Raw genomic sequence first — 21,839 nt, forward strand, 5'->3', positions numbered from 1 at the left:
TTATGAGCCGCCCGCTGCCTGAAACGGTACAGGCCGCCGCCCGCGCGCGGTTTGAGCTGACTGTCCGGCCGGAGACCGGCCCGCTCAGCCGCGACGAAATGCTGACCTCGCTCAGGGAGTATGACGCGGTGGTCCCGACCCTCGGTGATCTCTATGACGCGGAAATATTTGAGGCTGTGCCGGATGCGCGCTGCCGTCTGCTGGCGAACTTTGGTGTGGGCTACAACCATATCGACACGGATGCAGCAAAGGCGGCTGGCATTGCCGTATCCAATACGCCGGGTGCGGTTACGGATGCCACTGCAGACACCGCCATGACGCTGATGCTGATGAGCGCGCGCCGGGCAGGCGAAGGTGAACGGATTGTCCGCGCGGGCACCTGGGAAGGCTGGCATCCGACGCAGCTTCTGGGGATGCATCTCAGCGGTAAAACGGTTGGCATTGTCGGGATGGGTCGTATCGGTCAGGCGATTGCGCGGCGCTGTCATTTTGGTTTTGGCATGCAGGTCGCCTATCACAGCCGGTCGGAAAAACAGCTGGACTTTCCGGCGACCCGGGCGGACAGCCTGCTGGTGCTGGCAGGTCAGGTCGATGTTCTGGTCACGGCAGTGCCGGGCGGAGCGGAAACCAACCATCTGATCAACGCAGAGGTTCTGGCGGCCATGCAGCCGCATGCGCATCTGATCAATATTGCGCGTGGCAATGTGGTGCAGGAAAACGCCCTGATTGAGGCACTGCAGCAGCGGCGCATCGGCGGTGCGGGGCTGGATGTTTATGAATTTGAGCCTGAGGTCCCGGACGCGCTGAAAGCGCTGGAGAACGTGGTTCTGCTGCCCCATATCGGCACCGCAGCGCTGGAGGTGCGCGAGGACATGGGCCTCATGAGTGTGAACAACCTGATTGCGTTTTTCGACGGGAATCCACTGCCCAACGCGGTTTAGGCGCTGTCGCCGACCGCTTCGCGCCAGTGGCGGCGGCAGAGTGACACGTAGGTTTCATTGCCGCCGATCTGCACCTGCGCCCCGTCACGCAGTGCATTGCCGTCCGCGTCCTGGCGGACCACCATGGTGGCCTTCTTGCCGCAGTGGCAGATGGTGCGGACCTCGCGCATTTCGTCCGCCAGCGCCAGTAGCGTGGCTGAGCCGGGAAAAAGCTCGCCCCGGAAGTCAACGCGCAGCCCGAAACACATCACCGGAATATGCAGGTCATCAACGGCCCGTGCGAGCTGCCACACCTGATCCTTGCTGAGAAACTGTGCCTCATCCACAAAGGCGCAGGCGACCGGGCCCGCATCAAGACGCTGCGCGATCAGATTAAACAGATTGTCTTCTGGCCCAAATGTGTCCGCCGGCTCTCCAATGCCGATCCGGGATGCGATTCTGCCCTTGCCGGCTCTGTTATCAAACCGCGCGGTCAGCAGGTATGTTTCCATGCCCCGTTCGCGGTAGTTGTGCGCGGCCTGCAGCAGCACGGTCGATTTACCGGCATTCATTGTGGAGTAGTGAAAGTACAGTTTGGCCATGCGGCTTGATAAGCCGCAGTATTACCGGTCGCAAGCGCCTCAGGGACGTTGAAGGGAGCGGCTGCGCAATATCCGGCGGGGGCCGGACTGTTTTCCCGTCACAACAGAGCGCAGCGCGGCTCCTACCAAAAAACCAGCTGCGGGATCGCCGGCCACTCATTACCCCCCAAAACACGCGGGTGTGCTTTTATAAATGACATTTCCCTGACATCCGATTAATGGGAGAACGCAAGTATCTATCCGGCATCTGAACCACGTGACCGGCCACGGGAGAAGACTCAATGACTGCGATCGGGCGCTACCTGAAAAAACACACCGAAGCTCTGGTGAAAGACGTCGGTATCGAACAGGCGTGCCGTGTCACCGGCAAGTCCAAGGCGACACTGGGGCGGTACTATTCCGATCACGACGAACATGCGGACCGGTACATGCCCATCGAGACGGTTGCTCTGCTGGAGCAGGCCGCGCGGTACCCGCATGTGACAGGCGCGCTGGCGGAGCTGTCGGGGACATCTTTGCAGTACGATGAGCGCCGGCCCAATTCTGAACGTCCGGGTGGCGTGAACAGCGACGTGATCGCGCTCAGCCAGCGGTTTGCGATGCTCATGGGCGAGTATCAGCAGTCAATGGAAGACGGCAAAATCACCGTCAATGAAGCCAAGCGGCTGCTCAAGGAAACGACGCTGCTGCAACAGGTTCTGATCGATATGAAGCTGCACCTGGAACAGGATCACGGCGGCGCCTGAAGGAACCCGGTCAGGCGCGCCGGCGTACCAGCACGGAGCCCACTGAATACCCTGCACCGAACGAGCAGATCAGACCGGCGTCACCATCTGCCAGGTCATCCGAATACTTTGAAAAAGCGATGATCGAGCCCGCAGAGGACGTGTTGGCGTAGTCCTGCAGAATGTTGGGTTGCTCCTCGGGTGCGGGCGTCCGGCCCAGCACTTTGCGGCCAATAAAGTCGTTCATCGTTTTGTTGGCCTGGTGCAGCCAGAGACGTCTGAGATCGTCTGCTTCAACGCCGTTGCTCTGCATGTGTGCCGCAATATGCTCTGACACCATCGGCAGCACTTCCTTGAATACTTTGCGACCGTTCTGCATGAACTGCATGTCGCGGCGGTCCACCATGCCCGCCGGGCGTGACCGGCGCAGGTAGCCGTTGTTATTTCTGATATTATTGGAAAATTCTGTTGCGCACCGTGTCGAGAGGATTTCAAAATGTGCGCCCTGTGCGGCATCAGCGCGTTCGATCAGGGTTGCGGTTGCCACGTCGCCAAAGATGAAATGACAGTCCCTGTCGCGCCATTCCAGGTGCGCTGAACAGATCTCGGGGTTGATGACCAGCGCGCTGCGGATGCTGCCGGACCGTACCATATCGGCCGCAGCCTGGATGCCGAAGGTCGCCGAGGAACAGGCCACGTTCATGTCAAAGGCAAAGCCTTCGATCCCCAGGAGCTGCTGTATTTCAATGGCGACGGCCGGGTAGGCGCGCTCCATGTTGGAGGCAGCACAGATCACCAGATCAACATCCGCTGCCGTGCGCCCCGCCTGAGCCAGAGCTTTGGCTGCGGCATCCACGCCCATCTCAGCCATCAGAGACGGCTCATCATCCTCACGCTGGCGTAGCAACGGGTGCATCACGGATGGGTCCAGCACACCGGTTTTGTCGATCACATGACGCTGCTCAATGCCGGAGGCTTTGACGATGAACTCTTCGGAGGAATACTCTTTGGCCGCGACGGTGCCAGCCGAAATTGCCTCAGCATTTTTCGCGTTGAAGAGATCAACATAGGCGTTGAAAGCCGTCACCAGCTCGGCGTTGGTGATCACATTGTCCGGGGTGAAAACACCGGTTCCGGTGATGGCTGGTTTATACATGGGTCATGCCTCCGAGGGTGCAGTGTTCTCAGCCCATGTAGGCTGCTGCGTCAAGGGCAGGAAGGGCAAGTGACGCAGCGTCGGCCAGCGCGGTCGTGGCCTGACGGTGCGGCGTCGGTACCACGTCGGTTTAACGTCGGTATTACGTCGGTGCGCAGCGCGCGCACCTGCAGCGCTTTGTTAACGCACCGGCACCGAGTAAAGAATGTAGCCATCACGCTGTGCAACCTCGACAGCGCCTGTGTCGGTCACGAAGACGCCGAGGTTCTCTGCATCCGCCGGACAGGCGACGAGATCGGCGGCATCATCGAGGAACTGATTGGTGAAATCATCCTCTCCCACGCGGCGGCAGATGTCCCCTTTGAACCGGTAGCCGTCGCCGAAAAGCGGCAGGGATCCGGTCACGGGTTCGGGGGCCGGTGCGGGGGTGCAGGCGGAAACGAGGGCGGCAAATACAATGAGAGCGGAAAAGCGCATCGAAAAAACTCCTTTTGGAACTGCTGCCCGATGATGACACAAGCCAGGGCATTCGGGAACTGTGCCGCACAAGGCGGGCTCTGCCGTCGCAGTTTCCTGCCGGGCCGCCGTCGGACGCCCGCCCGTTTTTCTCCTGTTTGCGGTGGCATTATGGGGCCCGGATCCGGCGGATGAGACCGGGCGATTGTCCGGGCAGGTGACCGGGCAAAACAATTTTTGGTTGAACAGAAGCCCCTTTGAGAGCTAGCTTAAGGAATTGGTAACAATATTGTGAAGGGTAATTTTATGAAAATTCTCATCAGTTCATTTACAGCATCATTGCTGCTGGCCAGCGGCGTTATGGCCGCGCCGGTGGATCTGTCAGGATGGAGTGTCGAGCAGGGACCGGGGGCACAACCTGCCGGCAACTGGTCGCTGGCAGCTGACAATAACTCGGTCACTCAGACCGTGAACAGCCAGGTCTCGGTCTTTTACGATGGCGCGGCGTCATCTCAGGGAAAGGCGCTGAGCGGTACGATCCGCGTCAATACGTCCTTCGACGACGATTTCGTAGGATTTGTCCTCGGTATGGATGCCGGCGAAGTGGATGGCAGCGCCGGAACGGTCGATTACTGGCTGGTCGACTGGAAACAGGGCAACCAGACATACCTGGATACTCTGGGCGAAGCAGGCCTGAGCCTGAGTCATGTCACCGGTTCCACGCTGGCTGAACAGGATTTCTGGGGACACATCGGTGTTCTGTCCGAGAAGAAAACAGCAACAAACCTTGGCGCGACGGGCTGGAATGATTTACAGACCTACACCTTTGAACTGATCTTTACCGAAACACTGATCGAAGTGTCCGTCGATGGGGTCAAAGAGATAAGCTATACCTCGGCAGAGCATGGATCGCTGTTCAAGGATGGCGGGTTCGGGTTCTACAACTATTCGCAGGGTAATGTGACCTATGCGGGTATTGAGGAGGAACCAGCGCCGCCTTCAACGGTTCCGCTTCCTGCTGGAATGCCGCTGCTTCTGGCCGGTCTGGGTGGTCTGGGCCTGCTGCGCCGCAGGAAACGGTCGTAAACTGAGCCTTCGTTATGAACTTCAAAGGCGCCCGACACACCGGGCGCCTTTTTTCATTGCAGCGCATCCGCCCGCGTAACCGTTGTCGGTCCCGCTTGTTGCCCTTGCAGCGCTTTGACGCTTGAAGCCTTCGCTGCCTGCGCGCGCATGGCCAGCTCTGCGTGGCAGGAGCCGGAAGTACCGCTCAACCGTCGCCGGGACGCTGGTCCACCACAGACTGCACGACCGCTTCGCAGTCTCCGGGACTTTCGGGCAGGCATGCGTAATACAGGCTGCGCACCTTCACCTGGGACAACTCATACGGACCATTAACGCCCTGCACTGTACTGGTCCGGAACAGGTATTCTTCGCCGTTCACAGTGATCGTCGAATTCGTGACGTCAGACGTCGAAGCGCATCCGGCGACAACTGGCAGGCTGAATGCGATCGCGTATCTCAGGTGCACCGGCGTTTTTCCTCATCTTTGTGCAGGCGGGGATGCACCTGTTGTAGTACGCCATGGCTTCCTGACCAGGCGGGAAGGATGCTTTTGCGATGAACAGGTGCGGAAGCCTCCCGCACCGGGAGTGCTCTGAAACCTGCCATCGACGCTGATGTCAGACAGTCCGGATTGCCGACGGCCCGGGGCGCAAAACGGTTTTTTCTGCGCTGCATCCGCAGAACAATAAGCCGACGAGGCGTGAGCGGATGCTGCCGGATCAGGCCTGCAGCGCTTTGACGCCCACATCGTCCGCCGCCTGGGCCTGGATGGCCAGCGCTGCGGCGTAGGAGCCGGCGGCAGTGGTGAAATAGGGAATCCGGTCATAGAGCGCGATGGAGCGGATGGACTTGCTGTCCTCCACGGCCTGGGTGCCTTCGGTCGAGTTCATCACCAGCTGGATGCCTTCGTCCTTCATCATGTCGGTCACATCCGGGCGGCCCTCGTAGACCTTGTTCACGGTGCCGCAGGTCAGGTCATGATCGTTCAGCCATTTTGCCGTGCCGCGCGTGGCCACAAGGGTAAAGCCCTGTTCCAGGAGAATTTTTGCGGCTGACAGCATGTCGTCCGTTTTGTCCGCGTCCTTGATCGAGATGAAGGCGCAGCCCGAGGTCGGCAGCGGGTTGCCCGCGCCCATCTGCGCCTTGAGGAAGGCGCGGGGGAAGTCGCGGTCCCAGCCCATCACTTCGCCGGTAGAGCGCATTTCCGGCCCGAGGATCGTGTCAACACCGGGGAAACGGGCGAAGGGCAGAACGGCCTCTTTGACAGAGAACCAGGGCATGTTCGGGTCAGCCAGGGTCATCGGATCGCCCAGCGGCAATACGGCATCGTATGCTGCGGTCTCGTCATAGGCGGGGCGCTGCGGGAAGTTCGAGAGCGGCTCACCGGCCATGATACGCGCGGCGATGGAGGCAATGGCGCTGTCGGTGGCTTTGGCGACAAAGGGCACGGTGCGCGAGGCGCGGGGGTTGACCTCGATGAGGTAGATTTCGCCGTCCTTGATCGCGAACTGGATGTTCATCAGGCCGACCACGTTGAGTGCCTTTGCGAGCGCGCGTGTCTGCTCTTCGACCTCGGCGATCACGTCGCGGGAGAGGGAGTAGGGCGGCAGGGAACAGGCGCTGTCGCCCGAGTGCACGCCGGCCTCTTCGATGTGCTGCATTATGCCCGCGACATGCACGTCCGTGCCATCACAGAGCGCGTCAACGTCCAGTTCCACCGCACCTGCGAGATAGCTGTCGAGCAGCACGGGGCTGTCGCCCGAGACGACCACGGCGGTGGTGATGTAGCGCTCCAGGCTCGCCTGATCGCGCACGATCTCCATGGCGCGGCCGCCCAGCACGTAGGAGGGGCGGATCACGAGCGGGAAGCCGATGTCTTTAGCTATCTCCAGCGCCTCGGTGTCGGAATGGGCGATGCCGTTGTTGGGCTGTTTCAGGCCCAGACCCTGCACCAGCTGCTGGAAGCGTTCGCGGTCCTCAGCCAGGTCAATCGCGTCGGGCGTTGTGCCCAGGATCGGAATGCCCGCCCCCTCAAGCGCGTTGGCCAGTTTCAGCGGCGTCTGGCCACCGAACTGTACGATCACGCCGTGCAGCGTGCCGTTTTCCTGCTCGACCCGCAGAATTTCCATGACGTGTTCAAAGGTCAGCGGCTCGAAATAGAGCCGGTCGGAGGTGTCATAGTCGGTCGAGACGGTTTCGGGGTTGCAGTTGACCATGATGGTCTCGTAGCCCGCGTCGGTCAGCGCGTAACAGGCGTGACAGCAGCAGTAATCGAACTCGATGCCCTGGCCGATCCGGTTCGGACCGCCACCAAGGATGACGACCTTCTTGCGGTCCGACGGGCGGGCCTCGCATTCCACTTCGCCGAAGACGGGCGATTCGTAGGTGGAATACATATAGGGCGTCTGGGCTTCGAATTCGGCGGCACAGGTGTCGATGCGTTTGAAGACGGCGGTGACACCCAGATCGGTGCGCGCGCGGCGCACGGCGGTTTCATCCTGGCCGGTGAGCTGGCCAAGCCGCGCATCGGTGAAGCCCATCATTTTGAGCTGGCGCAGAGCGGTTGCATCTTGGGGCAGGCCGCCCGCGCGCAGATCCCGTTCGGTGTCGATGATTTCGCGGATCCGCGCCAGGAACCACGGGTCGAACATCGTCACGCCGTGGATGTCATCATCGCTGAGCCCGTGCCGCATGGCCTGGGCGATGGTGCGCAGCCGGTCAGGTGTCTGCTGGCTGATCGCTTTGACAATCGCGGCCTCATTGGCGCCTTCGCTCTCCCAGTGGCCGACGCCGACACCGTCGATGTCGATCTCGTCAAAGCCGGTGAGGCCCTGTTCCATGGAGGCGAGCGCCTTCTGCATGCTCTCGTGGATCGTGCGGCCGATGGACATCGCCTCGCCCACGGATTTCATCGCAGTCGTCAGATCGGGCGTGGCGCCCGGGAATTTCTCAAAGGCGAATTTCGGGATCTTGGTGACGACATAGTCGATGGTCGGCTCAAAGCTCGCCGGTGTCACGCGGGTGATGTCATTGTCGAGCTCATCGAGCGTATAGCCCACCGCCAGTTTCGCGGCGATCTTGGCAATCGGGAAACCGGTGGCTTTGGAGGCGAGGGCAGAGGACCGCGACACCCGCGGGTTCATCTCGATCACAACCATGCGCCCGTCCGCCGGGTTCACGGCCCACTGCACGTTTGAGCCGCCGGTTTCGACCCCGATCTCGCGCAGCACGGCAATCGAGTGATTGCGCATGATCTGGTATTCTTTGTCGGTGAGCGTCAGCGCGGGGGCTACGGTGATGCTGTCGCCCGTGTGCACGCCCATCGGGTCCACGTTTTCGATGGAACAGACGATGATGGCGTTGTCAGCGGTGTCGCGTACCACCTCCATCTCGTATTCTTTCCAGCCCAGCAGCGATTCATCGACCAGAATCTGACCCACGGGGGAGGCGTCCATGCCGGAGCGGCAGATCGCCTCGTAATCGTCGCGGTTATAGGCCACGCCGCCCCCCGTTCCGCCCATGGTAAAGGCCGGGCGGATAATGGCGGGCAGGCCCACCTCTTCGAGGGTTTCAAGCGCCAGGCGCACGCCTTCGGCCAGGTCCTTGCGGCCGGTATCGTCCTTGGGAGCGGTGACAATCGCCGCCTTGGGGTTTTCGATGCCCAGACGGTCCATCGCCTCGCGGAAGAGCTTGCGGTCCTCGGCCATCTCGATGGCAGCACGCCGGGCGCCGATCATCTCGACGTTGTACTTGTCCAGAACGCCCATTTCCTCAAGCGCCAGCGAGGTGTTCAGGCCGGTCTGGCCGCCCATCGTCGGCAGCAGCGCGTCGGGGCGTTCCTTTTCGATGATCTTGGCGACCATTTCGGGGGTGATCGGTTCGATATAGGTGGCATCTGCGAGACCGGGGTCGGTCATGATGGTGGCAGGGTTCGAGTTCACCAGGATGACCCGGTATCCCTCTTCCTTGAGCGCCTTACAGGCCTGTGCGCCGGAGTAGTCGAATTCGCAGGCCTGGCCGATAACAATGGGCCCCGCGCCGATGATCATGATCGATTTGATATCGGTTCTCTTTGGCATGGCGCAGCCCCTTTTTGATCGGACACCCCCATGTGTCCAAATTGTCCTGCGTTATAGGCATGAGAGACCGCTGTGCAAGGGGGAATGGGAGAATAGCGCGGTGTTTGTGCCGGCCCGCCGCCGGGCGCGTACTCAGAGCCCGAGGAATGTGCGCACAGCCGCCTCAAACTCGCGTGGTTTTTCGGCATGCAGCCAGTGACCGGCGCCGGGCAGTTTGGCGAAATGCGACCGGGGAAACAGCCGTTTGATCTCTGGCCGGTCGTCGGGTTTCACATAGTCCGAGAGCGCGCCTGAGAGAAACAGGGTTTCGCCGGCAAACTGCCCGTCGACCTGCGGGAAGGCCAGGATCTTGTCCATCTCGCGTTCCAGCGTGTCGAGATTTATGCGCCAGGCCTTGCCGGGCACATCCAGCGACTGGGTGAAAAAGCTGCAGAGCGCGGGTTCCACGCCCAGTTCGGCCAGTTGCGCCTCGGCCTCGGACCGGCGGGTCACGCGGCTGAGGTCCACGGCGCGCATGGCGTGGATGTACTGCACCTGAGAATGGCCATAAGAGACGGGTGCGATGTCTGCCACCACCAGGCGGTCCACCAGGTCGGGACGGGTCAGGGCCAGCATCATGGAGGCCTTGCCCCCCATTGAATGACCGACCACATGCAGCGGTCCGCCGAGATGGTCGATCAGTTCCGCCAGATCGGTGGCCAGATCCGGGTAGCTGTGGGTTTCCGTGCGCGGGCTGGTGCCGTGATTGCGCATATCCACGGTGATCACACGCGTCGCGTCAGAAAGACGCTTGGCAATCACGCCCCAGTTCCGGCCGGAGCCGTAGAGCCCGTGCACGATGATCACACCCGGTGCGGCGGGGTCCCCGAAAACGCTGTGGTTCAACATGCCCAAGGGCTAGCGGATTTCACCGGGACGCGCCAGCCCGCAGCCCCGCAGGTAGTTGCGGGGTAAAGGTTTGTTAAGACTTTCGGGCGATGTAGCTGGTGGGGGCGCCAGAAGACATGGATGGCGCGAGGACCTGGCACAAGCATGAAAAAACTGTTTTCGGACGGCTGGGCGAGAGCCCGGAGCAGGAAGACCGTGACCTGTTCAAAACCTATGGCGGCCCGGTCGAGGTGGAAATTGTGCCCGGGTTTCACCGCTCGGGGCGGTACCTGTTTCTGGCGCGGGCCTTTTTCGAGACCGACAAGGAGATCGTCTGTGTTTTTTCCGGACGCCGGGCGCTGGATACGGGGCCTCTGGCACGCACGCTGCAGGCAATGGAGAGCGTGGCAGCACAACGTGCTGCTGCACAGCGCCGCCCGCCGCCCCCTAAGGATGCGGTGCGCCTGTCCGTGCAGATCAAGGGCGCCTGGCAGCACCAGTATTATTCCGACGATGACGGCGAAGAAGTGAAGATATTTCAGCTGGTTGTCGCAAGGTGGGGGTTCACTGACCTGCAGGGTCAGGCACATCAGTTCGGTGAATCCCCGGCGTTTGAGGTGCGCGCGCAGCGGCGGGTCAAATCACGTATTCTGCAGCATCGTGAGATTGATGCCGTGCCCCGGCAGCGGGCCGTGGGGCCGGCGGAAGGCTGATCCTGGTCAAAGGAAAAGCCCCGCAGAAGACTGCGGGGCTTTGCGCGATATTTTGTTTCCCGGAAGCTGCTCAGAGGTTCGGGTACATCGGGAAGCGGGCGCAGAGTTCGGCCACTTCGGCGCGGACTTTGGCCTCGACCGCGGCGTTGCCTTCCTCGCCATTGGCGGCAAGACCGTCGACCACTTCGATGATCCAGTCTGCGATCTGGCGGAATTCAGGCTCGCCGAATCCGCGTGTGGTGCCCGCAGGTGAGCCCAGACGGATGCCAGAGGTGACCATCGGTTTTTCCGGATCAAACGGTACACCGTTTTTGTTGCAGGTGATATGCGCGCGGCCGAGGGCCTTTTCCGTGGCGTTGCCTTTGACGCCTTTGGGGCGCAGATCCACCAGCACCACGTGGGTGTCGGTGCCGTGGGTCACCGTGTCGAGGCCGCCTTTGATCAGCTGATCGCTGAGGGCCTGGGCGTTGGTGATGACCTGGCTGATGTAGTTTTTGAACTCCGGGCGCAGGGCCTCGCCGAAGGCCACGGCCTTGGCGGCGATCACATGCATCAGCGGGCCGCCCTGGATGCCGGGGAAGATCGCGGAGTTGAATTTTTTCGCCAGCGCTTCGTCGTTGGTCAGGATCATGCCGCCGCGCGGGCCGCGCAGGGTTTTGTGCGTTGTCGTGGTGGCCACATGGGCGTGCGGGAAGGGCGAGGGGTGCTCGCCTGCCGCCACGAGGCCCGCGAAATGCGCCATATCCACATGCAGGTATGCGCCCACGCTGTCGGCGATTTCACGCATCTTTGCAAAGTCGATCTGGCGCGGGATGGCCGAGCCACCGGCGATGATCAGTTTCGGCTGGTGCTCTTTTGCCAGGGCGGCAACCTGGTCGTAGTCCAGCATGTTGTCCTCGCGGCGCACACCGTATTGTACCGCGTTGAACCATTTACCCGACTGGTTCGGGCGCGCGCCGTGTGTCAGGTGGCCGCCGGCGTCGAGCGACATGCCGAGGATTGTGTCACCGGGCTGCAGCAGCGCCTGGAACACACCCTGGTTGGCCTGGCTGCCGGAGTTCGGCTGCACGTTGGCAAATTCACAGCCAAACAGTTTGCACGCCCGTTCGATGGCCAGGTTCTCTGCCACATCCACGTGCTGGCATCCGCCATAATACCGGCGGCCCGGGTAGCCTTCGGCGTATTTGTTGGTCATCACCGAACCCTGCGCCTCGAGCACAGCCGCGGAGACGATGTTCTCGGAGGCGATCAGTTCGATCTCGTCGCGCTGGCGGCCCAGTTCATCGGTAATGGAGCCGAAAAGCTCCGGGTCACGGTCGGCGAGTGTCTCGGTGAAGAAACCGGGCGTGCGGTGCGGGGCATTCATGGGGCAGTCTCCCTGGCAAAAAGCAGATATGCGCGCCTCATAGCCTAAACGGAACACCTGCAAAAGGCGGTAAAGCGACGCCCCGCCGCTTTGGCGCGGCATTGCGCTGCGCGTATCGGAAACCTGTGGCGCCTGCCTTTTGGCACGGCTCTGGTCATGGCGGGTCATATGTGCTTGTTTTGGGATAAATAAACCGGAACAGCACCGCATCATGCCTGACAAAATTGCCTTTACTGCCAGCCGCGCCGAGGTCGCACAAACGGCCCGTGCAGCACTTATCACGCGCTATGGCAATGTGGCTCCGGAAGAGGCAGAAGTCATTGTGGCGCTGGGCGGTGATGGTTTCATGCTGCAGACGCTGCACGCCTGTCAGCATCTGCAGGCACCGGTTTACGGCATGAACCGCGGCACCATCGGGTTTCTGATGAATGCCTATTCCGAGACGGACCTGGCCGACCGGCTGGCGGCGGCGGAAGAGGCGGTGATCAATCCGCTGAGCATGAAAGCCACGCAGGCAGATGGTACCGAGGTTGAGGCGCTGGCCATCAACGAGGTGTCGCTGCTGCGGGCGGGGCCGCAGGCGGCCAAGCTGAAGATCACGATTGACGACCGGCTGCGTATGGCCGAGCTGGTCTGTGATGGTGCGCTGGTGAGCACACCAGCGGGCTCGACCGCCTATAACTACTCTGCGCACGGCCCCATTCTGCCCATCGGCTCTGAGGTGCTGGCGCTGACGGCGATGAGTGCCTTCCGGCCCAGGCGCTGGCGGGGGCGCTGCTGCCCAAGGATGCCACCGTGCGGTTTGACGTGCTTGAGCCTGAGAAACGCCCGGTGATGGCCGAGGCGGATGCCAAATCGGTCACCGGCGTGGTTACGGTGGAAATCAGGTCGGAACCGGCGGTGGCGCACCACATCCTTTTTGACCCGGGACATGGTCTCGAAGAACGCCTGATCAACGAGCAGTTCACGTGATCATCACGCCCGATCTGTCGGAGCCAGCGCCGCGCGGGCTCTGCACCGATTGTGGCCTGTCCCGCATGAAAAACGCGAAAGACTGCGGCCGGGCCTGTCAGTTTATCGTGCCCGATTATCCGGCGATGGAACGCCAGGTGCATGGCCGGGTGCGCGGGCCGGGAGATGAGCAGTTTTTCGGCCCCGTTCAGGCGATGTACCGCGCCCGGCTTGCACCGGCTGCAGAAGGCGCGCAATGGACGGGCATCACAACGGCGCTGGGCGCGCAGCTGCTGGAAGACGGTGCCGTGGATGCGGTGCTGACCATGGTGCCCGATGCGCAGGACCGGTGGCGCCCGGTGCCCGCTCTGATCACAGAGCCCGGTGACATGGCGCGCGCGCGGGGCATGCGCATGGGCTATGCGCCGCTGCTTGCCCTGTTGGAGGACGCGCAGAAGCGCGGTTTCACGCGGCTGGCCGTCATTGGCATCCCCTGTCAGATCTATGCGTTGCGCCGGCTGGAGGCGCAGCTGGGTCTGGAGGCGCTCTATGTCATAGGCACGCCCTGTTCGGACAATACGACAACAGAAAACTTCCATGAATTTCTGGCGCTGCTGGACGAGGAGCCGGGCAGTATCACCTATCTGGAGTTCCGCGCGGATTACCGGGTCGAGCTGCGGTATGCGGACGGGCGGCAGCGGTTGATCCCGTTCCTGGCCCTGCCGATTTCCGATCTGGATCCTGATTTCTTTCCGCTGACCTGCCGCACCTGCGTCGATTACACGAATGTTCTGGCGGATATCACCGTGGGCTACATGGGCGGCGAGGGCGATCAGTGGCTTCTGGTGCGCAATGCGCGCGGGGCGGCACTGCTTGAAGCTCTTGGCGACCGGATCGTGCTGGATACCCCCGGATCAGCGGGCAAACGCGGTGGTGCCGTGAAAGGGTTCATCGCCAATACCGCGCGCGCGGCAGGCGGACTGCCGCTGCGGCGCATGCCTGACTGGCTGCGTCCGGTGGTAAGCTGGCTGCAGCCACGCATGGGGCCGCGGGGCCTGGAATTCGCCCGTGCGCGCGTCGAGATGAAGGCAGCCGAGACCATTCTGCACCTGCGCCGCCAGATGCCAGCAAAAATGAAAAATATGGTGCCGGAACACGTCTGGCAGATCGCCGCGCCCTATGGCCTGGAGCCGGAACCAGGTGAGCGCCGGGGGATGGACGCCGATCAGGACCCGGTGTCGGGCGAGAGATAGGTCCGCACGATTTTCGCGGTGTCATCCACGTTCAGGATGGGCGGCAGCAATGTGAGCAGTTTGCCGTCGCCATCCAGCAGATGAACAAAGCTGCCATGGGAATAGATCCAGCCATATTCCGGGTCCATGAACAGCGGTTCGACCTCGACGGCAAAGGCCTCCCAGGCGTCCTGCAGAGCCTTTTCACCCCCGGTCAGGCCGATGAAATCCGCGTGGTATTTCGCCAGTGGCGCCCCCATTGTGTCCACCTTGTCCTGTTCCGGGGCCACGGTGATCATCACCGGCGTGACGGTGATCCCTTCTGCGGCCATGGCATCCACGACGCCCGCCATCTGGGGCAGGGCGGCGGTGCAGATATCAGGGCAGTTGGCATAGCCGAAAAACAGCAGCTGCGCGTGCCCGTCGGGGTCGGCTTCGGTCCCGGTCTGGCCATGCTGGTCCGTCAGCTCGTACGGGCCGCCGATGTCAAAGGGCAGGGGCGTGGTGCCCGCCAGCAGCGGGCCCGCTGCGATGCAGAGCACCGCCCCAAGGGCGCGGAGCCGCATCAGAAGTTGTCCTCGGCATAGGCGGCATCCGCCTCAGCCCCGAGCCCGAGATATCCTTCGTTGGCGATGATCTCTTTCACGCGCGGATCGCGGCGGAACCAGGGGCCTTTGCCTTTGGCTTCCGGATGCTTTTTCGCCCACTTTTTGGTCCAGGTATTGGCTTTGATCCAGTCAGCATCCCCGGCTTTGATCCGCTGAACCAGATAGACATTGTCCACGTTCAGATCGGGGTCGGTGATCATCAGGCCGTCCACCTCGATTACCTGTGCGCAGAAGGGCAGCAGCTCTTCGGCGGCACCGGTAAAGGCGGGCTGGCTGTTCTTGTTGGGAAAGACCAGTACATCATCGGCGGTGCGCAAAAGTCCCAGCTGACGTGCGCCGTCGCCGCAGTTGGCGGGGCAGTCGCCCGAAAGTTCGCACAGGATGTCGACGACTTTGGCCTCAAATCGCGCAGGCACCTCGGCGTAGAGGTTCCAGGACCGTGCTTCGGAGCCTTCAGAGAAGTCCTGGGCTGTGAGCGGGCTGGCCAGCAGGGCCAGGAGCGGGATCAGTTTTCTCATTTGTTCGGATCCGGGAATGAAAAGGGTGGAACGGTGCCGTAGTCTTCGTGCGTGGCGTTGACGATATCCATGTCGCTGACAACCTCGCTGACGACGAGGTAGTTCAGCCCGTCACGCTCGTAATGCATGCCGTCTGCGGTGACTGTGTGGGCGGCCAGGCTGAGCTGGGTGTCGCCGCTGGCAGAATTGGCGTCCTGCGCGATTTTCAGCACCATATAAACGGTGCCATCCTCGGCCAGCAGGCCAACCGGGATGCCGCCTGCCGAGCACCAGAGTGCGCAGGTATGGTGTGCGGAGCCCACCACGGCATCTGGGCCGCCCATGACGCCTGAGTAATAACACCACGTGTCGATAATCTCGCCCGTGACCTGGATACGTTCGCCTTCTGCGGCCGCCGCCGGCAGGGCGAGTGGCATCAGCATCGTGGCGAGGGCTGCCTTGAAAAATCCGCGCATATTTGTTCCTTTCTGACGCGGTCAGCCTGCCGGGCGCTCTGGCAGCGGTCAACAGAAATGGCGGGAACGGGCGATCACATTTTTCGCGCGCGGCTGTGAGGGCTGCGGTCTTCGCGCGGATCAGGTTCCTGTAATATCATGAAAGACAGAGATCTTTTTGGCCTTGGGGCCAGGCGTCAGGACAGCCCGGAGGGCAGACGCGATGCCGTACGAAAAAGGGGCGCTCAGGTCCGAAGCGCCCCTTCGTGTCTTCTGCAGCTCAGATCAGGTGTCGCTGCGCTTTTTCCGGCCCATTGCGCCGAGCCCGGCAACGCCGGCAATCAGCATCCACGCCGCGGCGGGCAGTGGTGTGGGGATCAGATCGGCGTTGATGTCGCCTTTCCCCGATGTGCGGATGTTCCACGCGGTTGCCGCAAAAGCGGATACCTGAGATTCCGGCGTGGAGATCAGCGTGTAGTCGTACCAGAGCGAAATACCCAGTGCGTCATCCAGCAGAAGGGCATTTGCGTTCACGCCCGCCTGCGGCTGGTGACCGCTGTTGTTCGCCAGAGACCAGACGTACCCGTCAAGAGCGCCGGTGCCGGTGATCGTTCCGCTGTCGAGGTTGAAATAGTCCCACGCGGAAATATCGAGATCGCCGTCATTGATCAGTCCCTGACTGAACGCGCTGTCACAACCCTGATCGATTTTGCCGCCGTCAAACTGGCAGTACGCCCCATTACTTCCGATCGGGGAGCGCGAGAAGTTCAGGCTGAAGTCGAATGTAAGCCCGGAACTGCCGGTGTTTGTGGCTGACCCGGTCATTTTGGCGGTATTGCCGGTTACTGCAAGGCGACTTTGGTGGTCTGCTGACCAGTGAATGCTGACGCCACTGCCGGTGACGTGGTTGCTGTAAAAGGTCCGTGGTTTGGTCGCGACGCCTTCGTTGTAATCTTTAACGAAATATACGTCATCTACCAGGCTGTTTACTGTCCCCGCGAAAGTCGCCACCGGCGCTGCAAAGAGCAGCGCTGCGGCAGTTATTATGTTCTTGTATCCCATTTTGTTTTCCTGACTTCGTCCCATTTTTGCCGTTTTTTTGTGAAGCAAGGAGACGCGAAGGCTGGGTGCGAAACAATACAAAAGTGTTAACGCCGCAACCGAACCGGCGTTTTACTACCCGTGCGGGTGGCCTGTGGAAACAATCCTCCGGATCGTTCCCGATTGGCGCGAGTCTCTGACCGGGAAACACGGTTTGCGGGCTGATTCGACCGGATTTGACCGGTGATGTTTCGTCAGTCTTCCTGCGCGTAGCCGATGGTTTTCAGGGCATCGCGGATTTCGTCGAGGATTACCGGATCATCAATCGTCGCAGGCATTTTGAAGGGTTGATTGTCTGCGATTTTCACGACCGTGCCACGCAGGATTTTGCCGGACCGCGTTTTCGGCAGCCGGTTCACAACGAGCGCATTGCGGAAGGCAGCAACAGGACCGATTTTCTCGCGCACGAGCTTGACGCATTCGGCTGTGATCTCGTCATGGGGTCGGTTCACGCCCGTTGTGAGGCAGAGCAGACCCAGCGGCGACTGCCCTTTAAGATCATCGGAAACACCGACGACGGCGCATTCGGCCACGTCCGGGTGACTGGCGAGCACTTCTTCCATGGCGCCGGTGGACAGGCGGTGCCCGGCCACGTTGATCACGTCATCGGTGCGGGCCATGATATAGAGGTACCCGTCCTCGTCGATCATGCCAGCGTCACCGGTCTCGTAGTAGCCCGGGAAAGTGGTCAGATAGCTTTTGCGGAACCGGTCGGTGGCGTTCCAGAGCGTGGGCAGCGTGCCCGGCGGCAGCGGCAGTTTCACCGCAATGGCCCCCAGCTCGCCCGGAGCGACAGGATGTCCGGCCTCGTCGAGGATCTGCACGTCATAGCCTGGCATTGCCACGGTCGGAGAGCCGATTTTCACAGGCAGTGCCTCAAGACCCGCAGGGTTGCCCGCGATGGTCCAGCCGGTTTCGGTCTGCCACCAGTGGTCATAGACCGGTACACCCAACAGATCGCCGGCCCATTCGATGGTGTCCGGATCGGCCCGTTCGCCCGCCAGGTACAGCGCACGCAGGCCCGACAGGTCGTATTTCTTCAGATATTCGCCTTTGGGGTCTTCGCGCTTGACGGCACGGATGGCCGTGGGCGCGGTAAAGAAGCTGCGCACGTTGTGTTCGGAGATCACGCGCCAGAAGGTGCCCGCGTCCGGCGTGCCAACGGGTTTGCCCTCAAAAACGATGGTGGTGTTGCCCGCGATCAGCGGCCCGTAGCAGATATAGCTGTGCCCCACGACCCAGCCTACATCGGAGGCGGCCCAGAACACATCGCCCGGATCCACGTTGTAGATGTTCTTCATCGTCCAGTGCAGCGCCACCAGATGCCCGCCGGTGGGCCGCACAACGCCCTTGGGCGCGCCGGTCGTGCCGGAGGTATAGAGGATATACGCGGGGTGATTGCCCTCGACCGGTACACAGTTGGCTGGTGTCACGCCTTCCTGCGCTGCGTGCCAGTCCAGATCGCGGCCCGGGATCAGCGCGGCAGGTTCCTGTTCGCGCTGCAGGATCAGGCAGACGTCGGGTTTGTGTTCGGCCAGTTCGATGGCGCCGTCCAGCAACGGCTTATATTTCACGATCCGCCCGGGCTCGACGCCACAGGAGGCGGCGAGAATGGCCTTGGGCGCGCAGTCGTCGATGCGCACGGCCAGTTCATTGGCCGCAAAGCCGCCGAACACCACCGAGTGTACCGCCCCAATCCGCGCGCAGGCCAGCATCGCCACCAGCGCCTCGGGCACCATCGGCATGTATATGATCACGCGGTCGCCCTTGGTGACACCCTGAGCCACCAGAGCGCCGGCCAGGCTTGCAGTCTGTGTCTGCAGTTCAGCAAAGGTTGTCGAGGATTTCGCGCCGGTAATCGGGCTGTCGTAAATGATCGCCTTCTGATCGCCGCGTCCGTTTTCGACATGGCGGTCGACCGCGTTCCAGCAGCCGTTGACCATGCCGTCAGCGAACCATTCATAAAGGTTGTCGCCGTGATCGGTTAGCGCTTTCTCGGGTTTGCGGTCCCAGTCGATGGCCTCTGCGGCGTTCATCCACCAGGATTCCGGGTCTTCGAGGCTCGCCTGATAGGTTTGCTTGTAATTCACGCTGTGCCTCCCCCGGTCGCTTCTGGCGCTATGGTTACGCCCTTGGACAGGGGAAGAGCAAGTCCTGCGTCAGTTGGTCACAACTCGGATGCCCGCCAGGCGGGGTGCGCATATTCCGGCAGGGGCAGAGCCGCTCAGAAGTTGATACTGCGGTCCTGTTTCGCAAGGCGCACGACGGCCTCACAGCTGCCCGGGCTCGCTGGCAAACACTGGCGCCACATGCCGCGGACGCGCACGCTGCTGGTATCGAAGGTTCGGTTGCCATTTGTGATGGTCTGCGTGCGCAGCGGGTAAACTTCGCCGTCCACGGTAAAGGTGGACAGTCGTTCATTGCTCACGGATGCACAGGCGGCGATTGCCGAAAAACTCAGGATGAGAAAAATTCTCACAAACATTGGATAAACTCCTTACCAGTTACCTATGTAACCGGAGATAGAGAGTATGTCTCCTCCGACAACCCCATCACGGGTCACACTTCGTGCACCGGCCCGTGACCGGCGCGGTGATGCCGCCGTCAGGATCAGCCGTAAACGTCTACCGGCGTTCCCGCGATCGCCGATACGTTCAGCAACCCGCGCGCGGTGATCGACTGGGATACGATGTGCGCCTTGTTGCCCATGCCCATGAGAATGGGGCCGACCTCGAGGCCGCCGCCTTTCATTTTGAGGATGTTGCGCACGCCCGAGGCGGCATCTGCATGGGCGAAGACCAGCACATTTGCCGCCCCTTCCATGCGGTTGCCCGGCAGGATGCGCGCGCGCAGGTCAGGATCGAGGGCAGTGTCGATGTTCATCTCGCCTTCGTAGCAGAAATCGTGCCCGCCCGCGTCGAGCAGGCCGATGGCGGCACGCAGACGCCCGCCTGTGCCCTCGCCCTTGTTGCCGAACTGAGACTGTGAACAGAAAGCGATGCGCGGCTCGATCCCGAAGCGGCGGACGTGCCGCGCGGCACCGATGGCGATTTCCGCGATCTGCTGCGGGTCAGGGTGCAGGTGTACCTGGGTGTCCGCCACAAAGAGCGGGCCGTCCTCGAGGATCATCATCGACAGTGCGCCCACCGGATGCAGGCCGTCTTTGCCCAGCACCTGGTTGATGTAATTCAGGTGCCACCCGAATTCGCCGAAGGTGCCGCAGATCAGGCTGTCGGCCTCTTCGCGGTGCACCATGACGGCGGCAATCGCAGTAGTATTGGTGCGCATGATCGCCCGGGCCAGATCGGGTGTGATGCCGCGGCGGGCCATCAGATGGTGATAGGTTTCCCAGTAGTCGCGGTAGCGCGGGTCGTTTTCCGGGTTCACCAGATCAACATGCTCGCCAAGCTCGATGGTCAGGCCCGCGCGCTCGATCCGGGCCTGGATCACATCGGGCCGGCCGATCAGGATGGGCCGTTCCACCGTTTCCTCAAGCACGGCCTGGGCCGCGCGCAGTACACGTTCGTCCTCTCCTTCGGCAAAAACGATGCGGCGTGTGGCGCCCCGGGCAGAGGCAAAAACGGGCCGCATAAAGAGCGCTGATTTGAAGACGGAACCGTCGAGTTTCTGGCGGTAAGCGTCCAGATCTTCGATCGGCCGGGTGGCAACGCCGGTTTCCATCGCGGCGCGGGCCACAGCAGAGGACACGACGCCTACAAGGCGGGGATCAAAGGGTTTGGGGATCAGATATTCCGCGCCGAAGGTCAGCTGTTCCCCCTGGTAGGCAGCGGCGGCCTCGGCAGAGGTGGTGGCGCGGGCCAGTTCCGCGATCCCGTCGATGCAGGCCAGCTGCATCTCGTCATTGATCGTCGTCGCGCCCACGTCCAGCGCGCCGCGAAAGATGAAGGGAAAGCACAGGACGTTGTTGACCTGGTTGGGGAAATCCGAGCGGCCGGTTGCGATGATGGCATCGGGTGCAACCTCGCGCGCCAGTTCCGGCAGGATTTCGGGTGTCGGGTTGGCGAGCGCAAAGATGATCGGCCGGTCCGCCATCTTTTTCACCATGTCCTGGCTGAGCACACCCGGGCCGGACAGCCCCAGAAAGAGGTCGGCGCCGGGGATCACATCATCCAGCGTGCGCAGGTCGGATTTCTGTGCGAATTCGGACTTGATGGGGTTCATGTCGACCTCGCGGCCTTCATAGACGAGGCCGTTGATGTCGCAGAGCCAGACGTTTTCGCGTTTCACGCCCATTTTGAGCAGCATATTGAGGCAGGCGATGCCCGCAGCACCGCCTCCGGTGGAGACGATTTTGATGTCTTCGAACTTTTTGCCGGCCACATGCAGCGCGTTTTTGGCTGCGGCGCCAACGACAATGGCGGTGCCGTGCTGGTCGTCGTGGAAGACGGGAATGTTCATGCGTTCGCGGCAGATCCGCTCGACCGTGAAGCAGTCGGGCGCTTTGATATCCTCCAGGTTGACCGCGCCGAAGGTAGGTTCGAGCGCGCAGACGATATCGGCGAGTTTCTCCGGATCGGTCTCATCCACCTCGACGTCAAAACAGTCGATGGCGGCGAATTTCTTGAAGAGGACGGCTTTGCCCTCCATCACGGGTTTGGAGGCGAGCGCACCGATGTTGCCAAGGCCCAGTACGGCAGTCCCGTTGGAGACGACAGCAACAAGATTGCCCCGCGCGGTAAACCGCGCCGCAGCGGCGGGGTCTTCGCGGATTTCGAGGCAGGCTTCGGCCACGCCGGGCGAATAGGCGCGAGCCAGATCACGTCCGTTGGCCAGCGGTTTTGTCGCGCGGATTTCCAGTTTTCCGGGCTTTGGAAATTCGTGATAGTCCAGCGCCGCCTGACGCAGATTTTTGGGTTCGCTCATGATCCGGGTGCCTCCTGCCGGGAATAGTTTAGCATTAAACCACTTGTTCTGCCGGGCCAAGGCGGTAATTGGCTGAGGGGCGCTGCCCCTCACACTCCCCGGGATATTTACGGCCAGAAGAAGACCCGCCGGTCTTGTCAAAGCGGCGGTCAGCACGCAGTC

Annotated in this window: 19 protein-coding genes and 1 pseudogene; 6 read left to right on the forward strand and 14 right to left on the reverse strand. The window is 61.8% G+C overall.

The window, feature by feature from the left end; genetic code table 11:
• Positions 1–2: 2 nt before the first annotated feature.
• Entirely contained in the window at positions 3–941 is a 939-nt protein-coding gene (locus ACZ1HA_RS20670; RefSeq protein ID WP_472715364.1) for a 2-hydroxyacid dehydrogenase, read from the forward strand.
• Here the strand turns inward: ACZ1HA_RS20670 and ACZ1HA_RS20675 are convergent.
• On the reverse strand, positions 938–1,522 hold the full coding sequence (locus tag ACZ1HA_RS20675) for a thymidine kinase (RefSeq protein WP_472715236.1): 585 nt from the start codon (positions 1,520–1,522) through the stop codon (positions 938–940). The two genes, ACZ1HA_RS20670 and ACZ1HA_RS20675, sit on opposite strands and share 4 nt — an antisense overlap.
• Positions 1,523–1,803: 281 nt before the next feature.
• Between ACZ1HA_RS20675 and ACZ1HA_RS20680 the strand changes: the two genes are divergently transcribed.
• A complete protein-coding gene (locus ACZ1HA_RS20680) occupies positions 1,804–2,268 on the forward strand; it encodes a hypothetical protein (RefSeq protein ID WP_472715237.1) in 465 nt (154 codons plus the stop codon).
• A gap of 10 nt (positions 2,269–2,278) precedes the next feature.
• On the opposite strand, the gene ACZ1HA_RS20685 is transcribed toward ACZ1HA_RS20680, so the two are convergent.
• Both ACZ1HA_RS20685 and ACZ1HA_RS20690 read right to left on the reverse strand, forming a co-directional pair.
• Positions 2,279–3,403: a beta-ketoacyl-ACP synthase III gene (locus ACZ1HA_RS20685; protein WP_472715238.1), complete on the reverse strand. Its 1,125-nt coding sequence runs from the start codon at positions 3,401–3,403 to the stop codon at positions 2,279–2,281.
• A gap of 180 nt (positions 3,404–3,583) precedes the next feature.
• A complete protein-coding gene (locus ACZ1HA_RS20690) occupies positions 3,584–3,880 on the reverse strand; it encodes a hypothetical protein (protein ID WP_472715239.1) in 297 nt (98 codons plus the stop codon).
• 285 nt (positions 3,881–4,165) lie between these two features.
• Here ACZ1HA_RS20690 and ACZ1HA_RS20695 point away from each other — a divergent pair, with 285 nt between their 5' ends.
• Positions 4,166–4,945, forward strand: a complete 780-nt coding sequence (locus tag ACZ1HA_RS20695; protein WP_472715240.1) for a VPLPA-CTERM sorting domain-containing protein — start codon at positions 4,166–4,168, stop codon at positions 4,943–4,945.
• A 184-nt stretch (positions 4,946–5,129) separates the two neighbouring features.
• Here the strand turns inward: ACZ1HA_RS20695 and ACZ1HA_RS20700 are convergent, their stop codons facing one another.
• From ACZ1HA_RS20700 to ACZ1HA_RS20710, 3 genes are all read right to left on the reverse strand, one after another.
• Positions 5,130–5,390, reverse strand: coding sequence for a hypothetical protein (locus ACZ1HA_RS20700; RefSeq protein ID WP_472715241.1), 261 nt, complete (start codon positions 5,388–5,390; stop codon positions 5,130–5,132).
• A gap of 253 nt (positions 5,391–5,643) precedes the next feature.
• Positions 5,644–9,003, reverse strand: coding sequence for a carbamoyl-phosphate synthase large subunit (gene carB / locus ACZ1HA_RS20705; protein WP_472715242.1), 3,360 nt, complete (start codon positions 9,001–9,003; stop codon positions 5,644–5,646).
• Positions 9,004–9,135: 132 nt separating this feature from the next.
• Entirely contained in the window at positions 9,136–9,891 is a 756-nt protein-coding gene (locus tag ACZ1HA_RS20710; RefSeq protein WP_472715243.1) for an alpha/beta fold hydrolase, read from the reverse strand.
• A 98-nt stretch (positions 9,892–9,989) separates the two neighbouring features.
• Between ACZ1HA_RS20710 and ACZ1HA_RS20715 the strand changes: the two genes are divergently transcribed.
• On the forward strand, positions 9,990–10,583 hold the full coding sequence (locus tag ACZ1HA_RS20715; RefSeq protein WP_472715244.1) for a hypothetical protein: 594 nt from the start codon (positions 9,990–9,992) through the stop codon (positions 10,581–10,583).
• Positions 10,584–10,653: 70 nt separating this feature from the next.
• Here the strand turns inward: ACZ1HA_RS20715 and glyA are convergent, their stop codons facing one another.
• Complete coding sequence (gene glyA, locus ACZ1HA_RS20720) at positions 10,654–11,949, reverse strand: serine hydroxymethyltransferase (protein ID WP_375228836.1); 1,296 nt, start codon at positions 11,947–11,949, stop codon at positions 10,654–10,656.
• Between the two features lie 211 nt (positions 11,950–12,160).
• Between glyA and ACZ1HA_RS20725 the strand changes: the two are divergent.
• Together ACZ1HA_RS20725 and ACZ1HA_RS20730 are read left to right on the forward strand one after the other, a co-directional pair.
• Positions 12,161–12,921: pseudogene (locus tag ACZ1HA_RS20725) on the forward strand (NAD kinase).
• Entirely contained in the window at positions 12,921–14,153 is a 1,233-nt protein-coding gene (locus tag ACZ1HA_RS20730; protein WP_472715365.1) for a Coenzyme F420 hydrogenase/dehydrogenase, beta subunit C-terminal domain, read from the forward strand. The pseudogene ACZ1HA_RS20725 and the gene ACZ1HA_RS20730 overlap by 1 nt, the downstream one beginning before the upstream one ends.
• Here ACZ1HA_RS20730 and ACZ1HA_RS20735 read toward each other — a convergent pair.
• The 7 genes from ACZ1HA_RS20735 to ACZ1HA_RS20765 all read right to left on the reverse strand — a co-directional run bounded on the left by ACZ1HA_RS20735 (position 14,126) and on the right by ACZ1HA_RS20765 (position 21,677).
• Positions 14,126–14,698 carry an SCO family protein gene (locus tag ACZ1HA_RS20735; protein WP_472715245.1) on the reverse strand — a complete coding sequence of 191 codons (573 nt, stop codon included), beginning with the start codon at positions 14,696–14,698 and terminating at the stop codon, positions 14,126–14,128. The genes ACZ1HA_RS20730 and ACZ1HA_RS20735 overlap by 28 nt on opposite strands.
• Positions 14,698–15,258: a hypothetical protein gene (locus tag ACZ1HA_RS20740; RefSeq protein ID WP_375228834.1), complete on the reverse strand. Its 561-nt coding sequence runs from the start codon at positions 15,256–15,258 to the stop codon at positions 14,698–14,700. The genes ACZ1HA_RS20735 and ACZ1HA_RS20740 overlap by 1 nt, the downstream gene beginning before the upstream one ends.
• Positions 15,255–15,713 carry a hypothetical protein gene (locus ACZ1HA_RS20745; protein ID WP_472715246.1) on the reverse strand — a complete coding sequence of 153 codons (459 nt, stop codon included), beginning with the start codon at positions 15,711–15,713 and terminating at the stop codon, positions 15,255–15,257. The genes ACZ1HA_RS20740 and ACZ1HA_RS20745 overlap by 4 nt, the downstream gene beginning before the upstream one ends.
• Before the next feature lie 264 nt (positions 15,714–15,977).
• Positions 15,978–16,754 (reverse strand): VPLPA-CTERM sorting domain-containing protein, encoded by a 777-nt coding sequence (locus ACZ1HA_RS20750; RefSeq protein WP_472715247.1) that lies wholly within the window; start codon positions 16,752–16,754, stop codon positions 15,978–15,980.
• Between the two features lie 233 nt (positions 16,755–16,987).
• Complete coding sequence (locus ACZ1HA_RS20755; protein ID WP_472715248.1) at positions 16,988–18,883, reverse strand: propionyl-CoA synthetase; 1,896 nt, start codon at positions 18,881–18,883, stop codon at positions 16,988–16,990.
• Between the two features lie 134 nt (positions 18,884–19,017).
• Complete coding sequence (locus ACZ1HA_RS20760; RefSeq protein WP_375228830.1) at positions 19,018–19,278, reverse strand: hypothetical protein; 261 nt, start codon at positions 19,276–19,278, stop codon at positions 19,018–19,020.
• A gap of 125 nt (positions 19,279–19,403) precedes the next feature.
• A complete protein-coding gene (locus ACZ1HA_RS20765) occupies positions 19,404–21,677 on the reverse strand; it encodes an NADP-dependent malic enzyme (RefSeq protein WP_472715249.1) in 2,274 nt (757 codons plus the stop codon).
• Between the last annotated feature and the right edge of the window lie 162 nt (positions 21,678–21,839).

This window comes from Roseobacter sp. S87, from assembly GCF_055693285.1.

Excerpts from the sequence above, each read along its gene's own strand:
- ACZ1HA_RS20670 (WP_472715364.1), top strand. The coding sequence starts at position 3 with ATGAGCCGCCCGCTGCCTGAAACGGTACAGGCCGCCGCCCGCGCGCGG.
- ACZ1HA_RS20675 (WP_472715236.1), bottom strand. The coding sequence starts at position 1,522 with ATGGCCAAACTGTACTTTCACTACTCCACAATGAATGCCGGTAAATCG.
- ACZ1HA_RS20680 (WP_472715237.1), top strand. The coding sequence starts at position 1,804 with ATGACTGCGATCGGGCGCTACCTGAAAAAACACACCGAAGCTCTGGTG.
- ACZ1HA_RS20685 (WP_472715238.1), bottom strand. The coding sequence starts at position 3,403 with ATGTATAAACCAGCCATCACCGGAACCGGTGTTTTCACCCCGGACAAT.
- ACZ1HA_RS20690 (WP_472715239.1), bottom strand. The coding sequence starts at position 3,880 with ATGCGCTTTTCCGCTCTCATTGTATTTGCCGCCCTCGTTTCCGCCTGC.
- ACZ1HA_RS20695 (WP_472715240.1), top strand. The coding sequence starts at position 4,166 with ATGAAAATTCTCATCAGTTCATTTACAGCATCATTGCTGCTGGCCAGC.
- carB (WP_472715242.1), bottom strand. The coding sequence starts at position 9,003 with ATGCCAAAGAGAACCGATATCAAATCGATCATGATCATCGGCGCGGGG.
- ACZ1HA_RS20710 (WP_472715243.1), bottom strand. The coding sequence starts at position 9,891 with ATGTTGAACCACAGCGTTTTCGGGGACCCCGCCGCACCGGGTGTGATC.
- glyA (WP_375228836.1), bottom strand. The coding sequence starts at position 11,949 with ATGAATGCCCCGCACCGCACGCCCGGTTTCTTCACCGAGACACTCGCC.
- ACZ1HA_RS20735 (WP_472715245.1), bottom strand. The coding sequence starts at position 14,698 with ATGCGGCTCCGCGCCCTTGGGGCGGTGCTCTGCATCGCAGCGGGCCCG.
- ACZ1HA_RS20740 (WP_375228834.1), bottom strand. The coding sequence starts at position 15,258 with ATGAGAAAACTGATCCCGCTCCTGGCCCTGCTGGCCAGCCCGCTCACA.
- ACZ1HA_RS20745 (WP_472715246.1), bottom strand. The coding sequence starts at position 15,713 with ATGCGCGGATTTTTCAAGGCAGCCCTCGCCACGATGCTGATGCCACTC.
- ACZ1HA_RS20750 (WP_472715247.1), bottom strand. The coding sequence starts at position 16,754 with ATGGGATACAAGAACATAATAACTGCCGCAGCGCTGCTCTTTGCAGCG.
- ACZ1HA_RS20760 (WP_375228830.1), bottom strand. The coding sequence starts at position 19,278 with ATGTTTGTGAGAATTTTTCTCATCCTGAGTTTTTCGGCAATCGCCGCC.
- ACZ1HA_RS20765 (WP_472715249.1), bottom strand. The coding sequence starts at position 21,677 with ATGAGCGAACCCAAAAATCTGCGTCAGGCGGCGCTGGACTATCACGAA.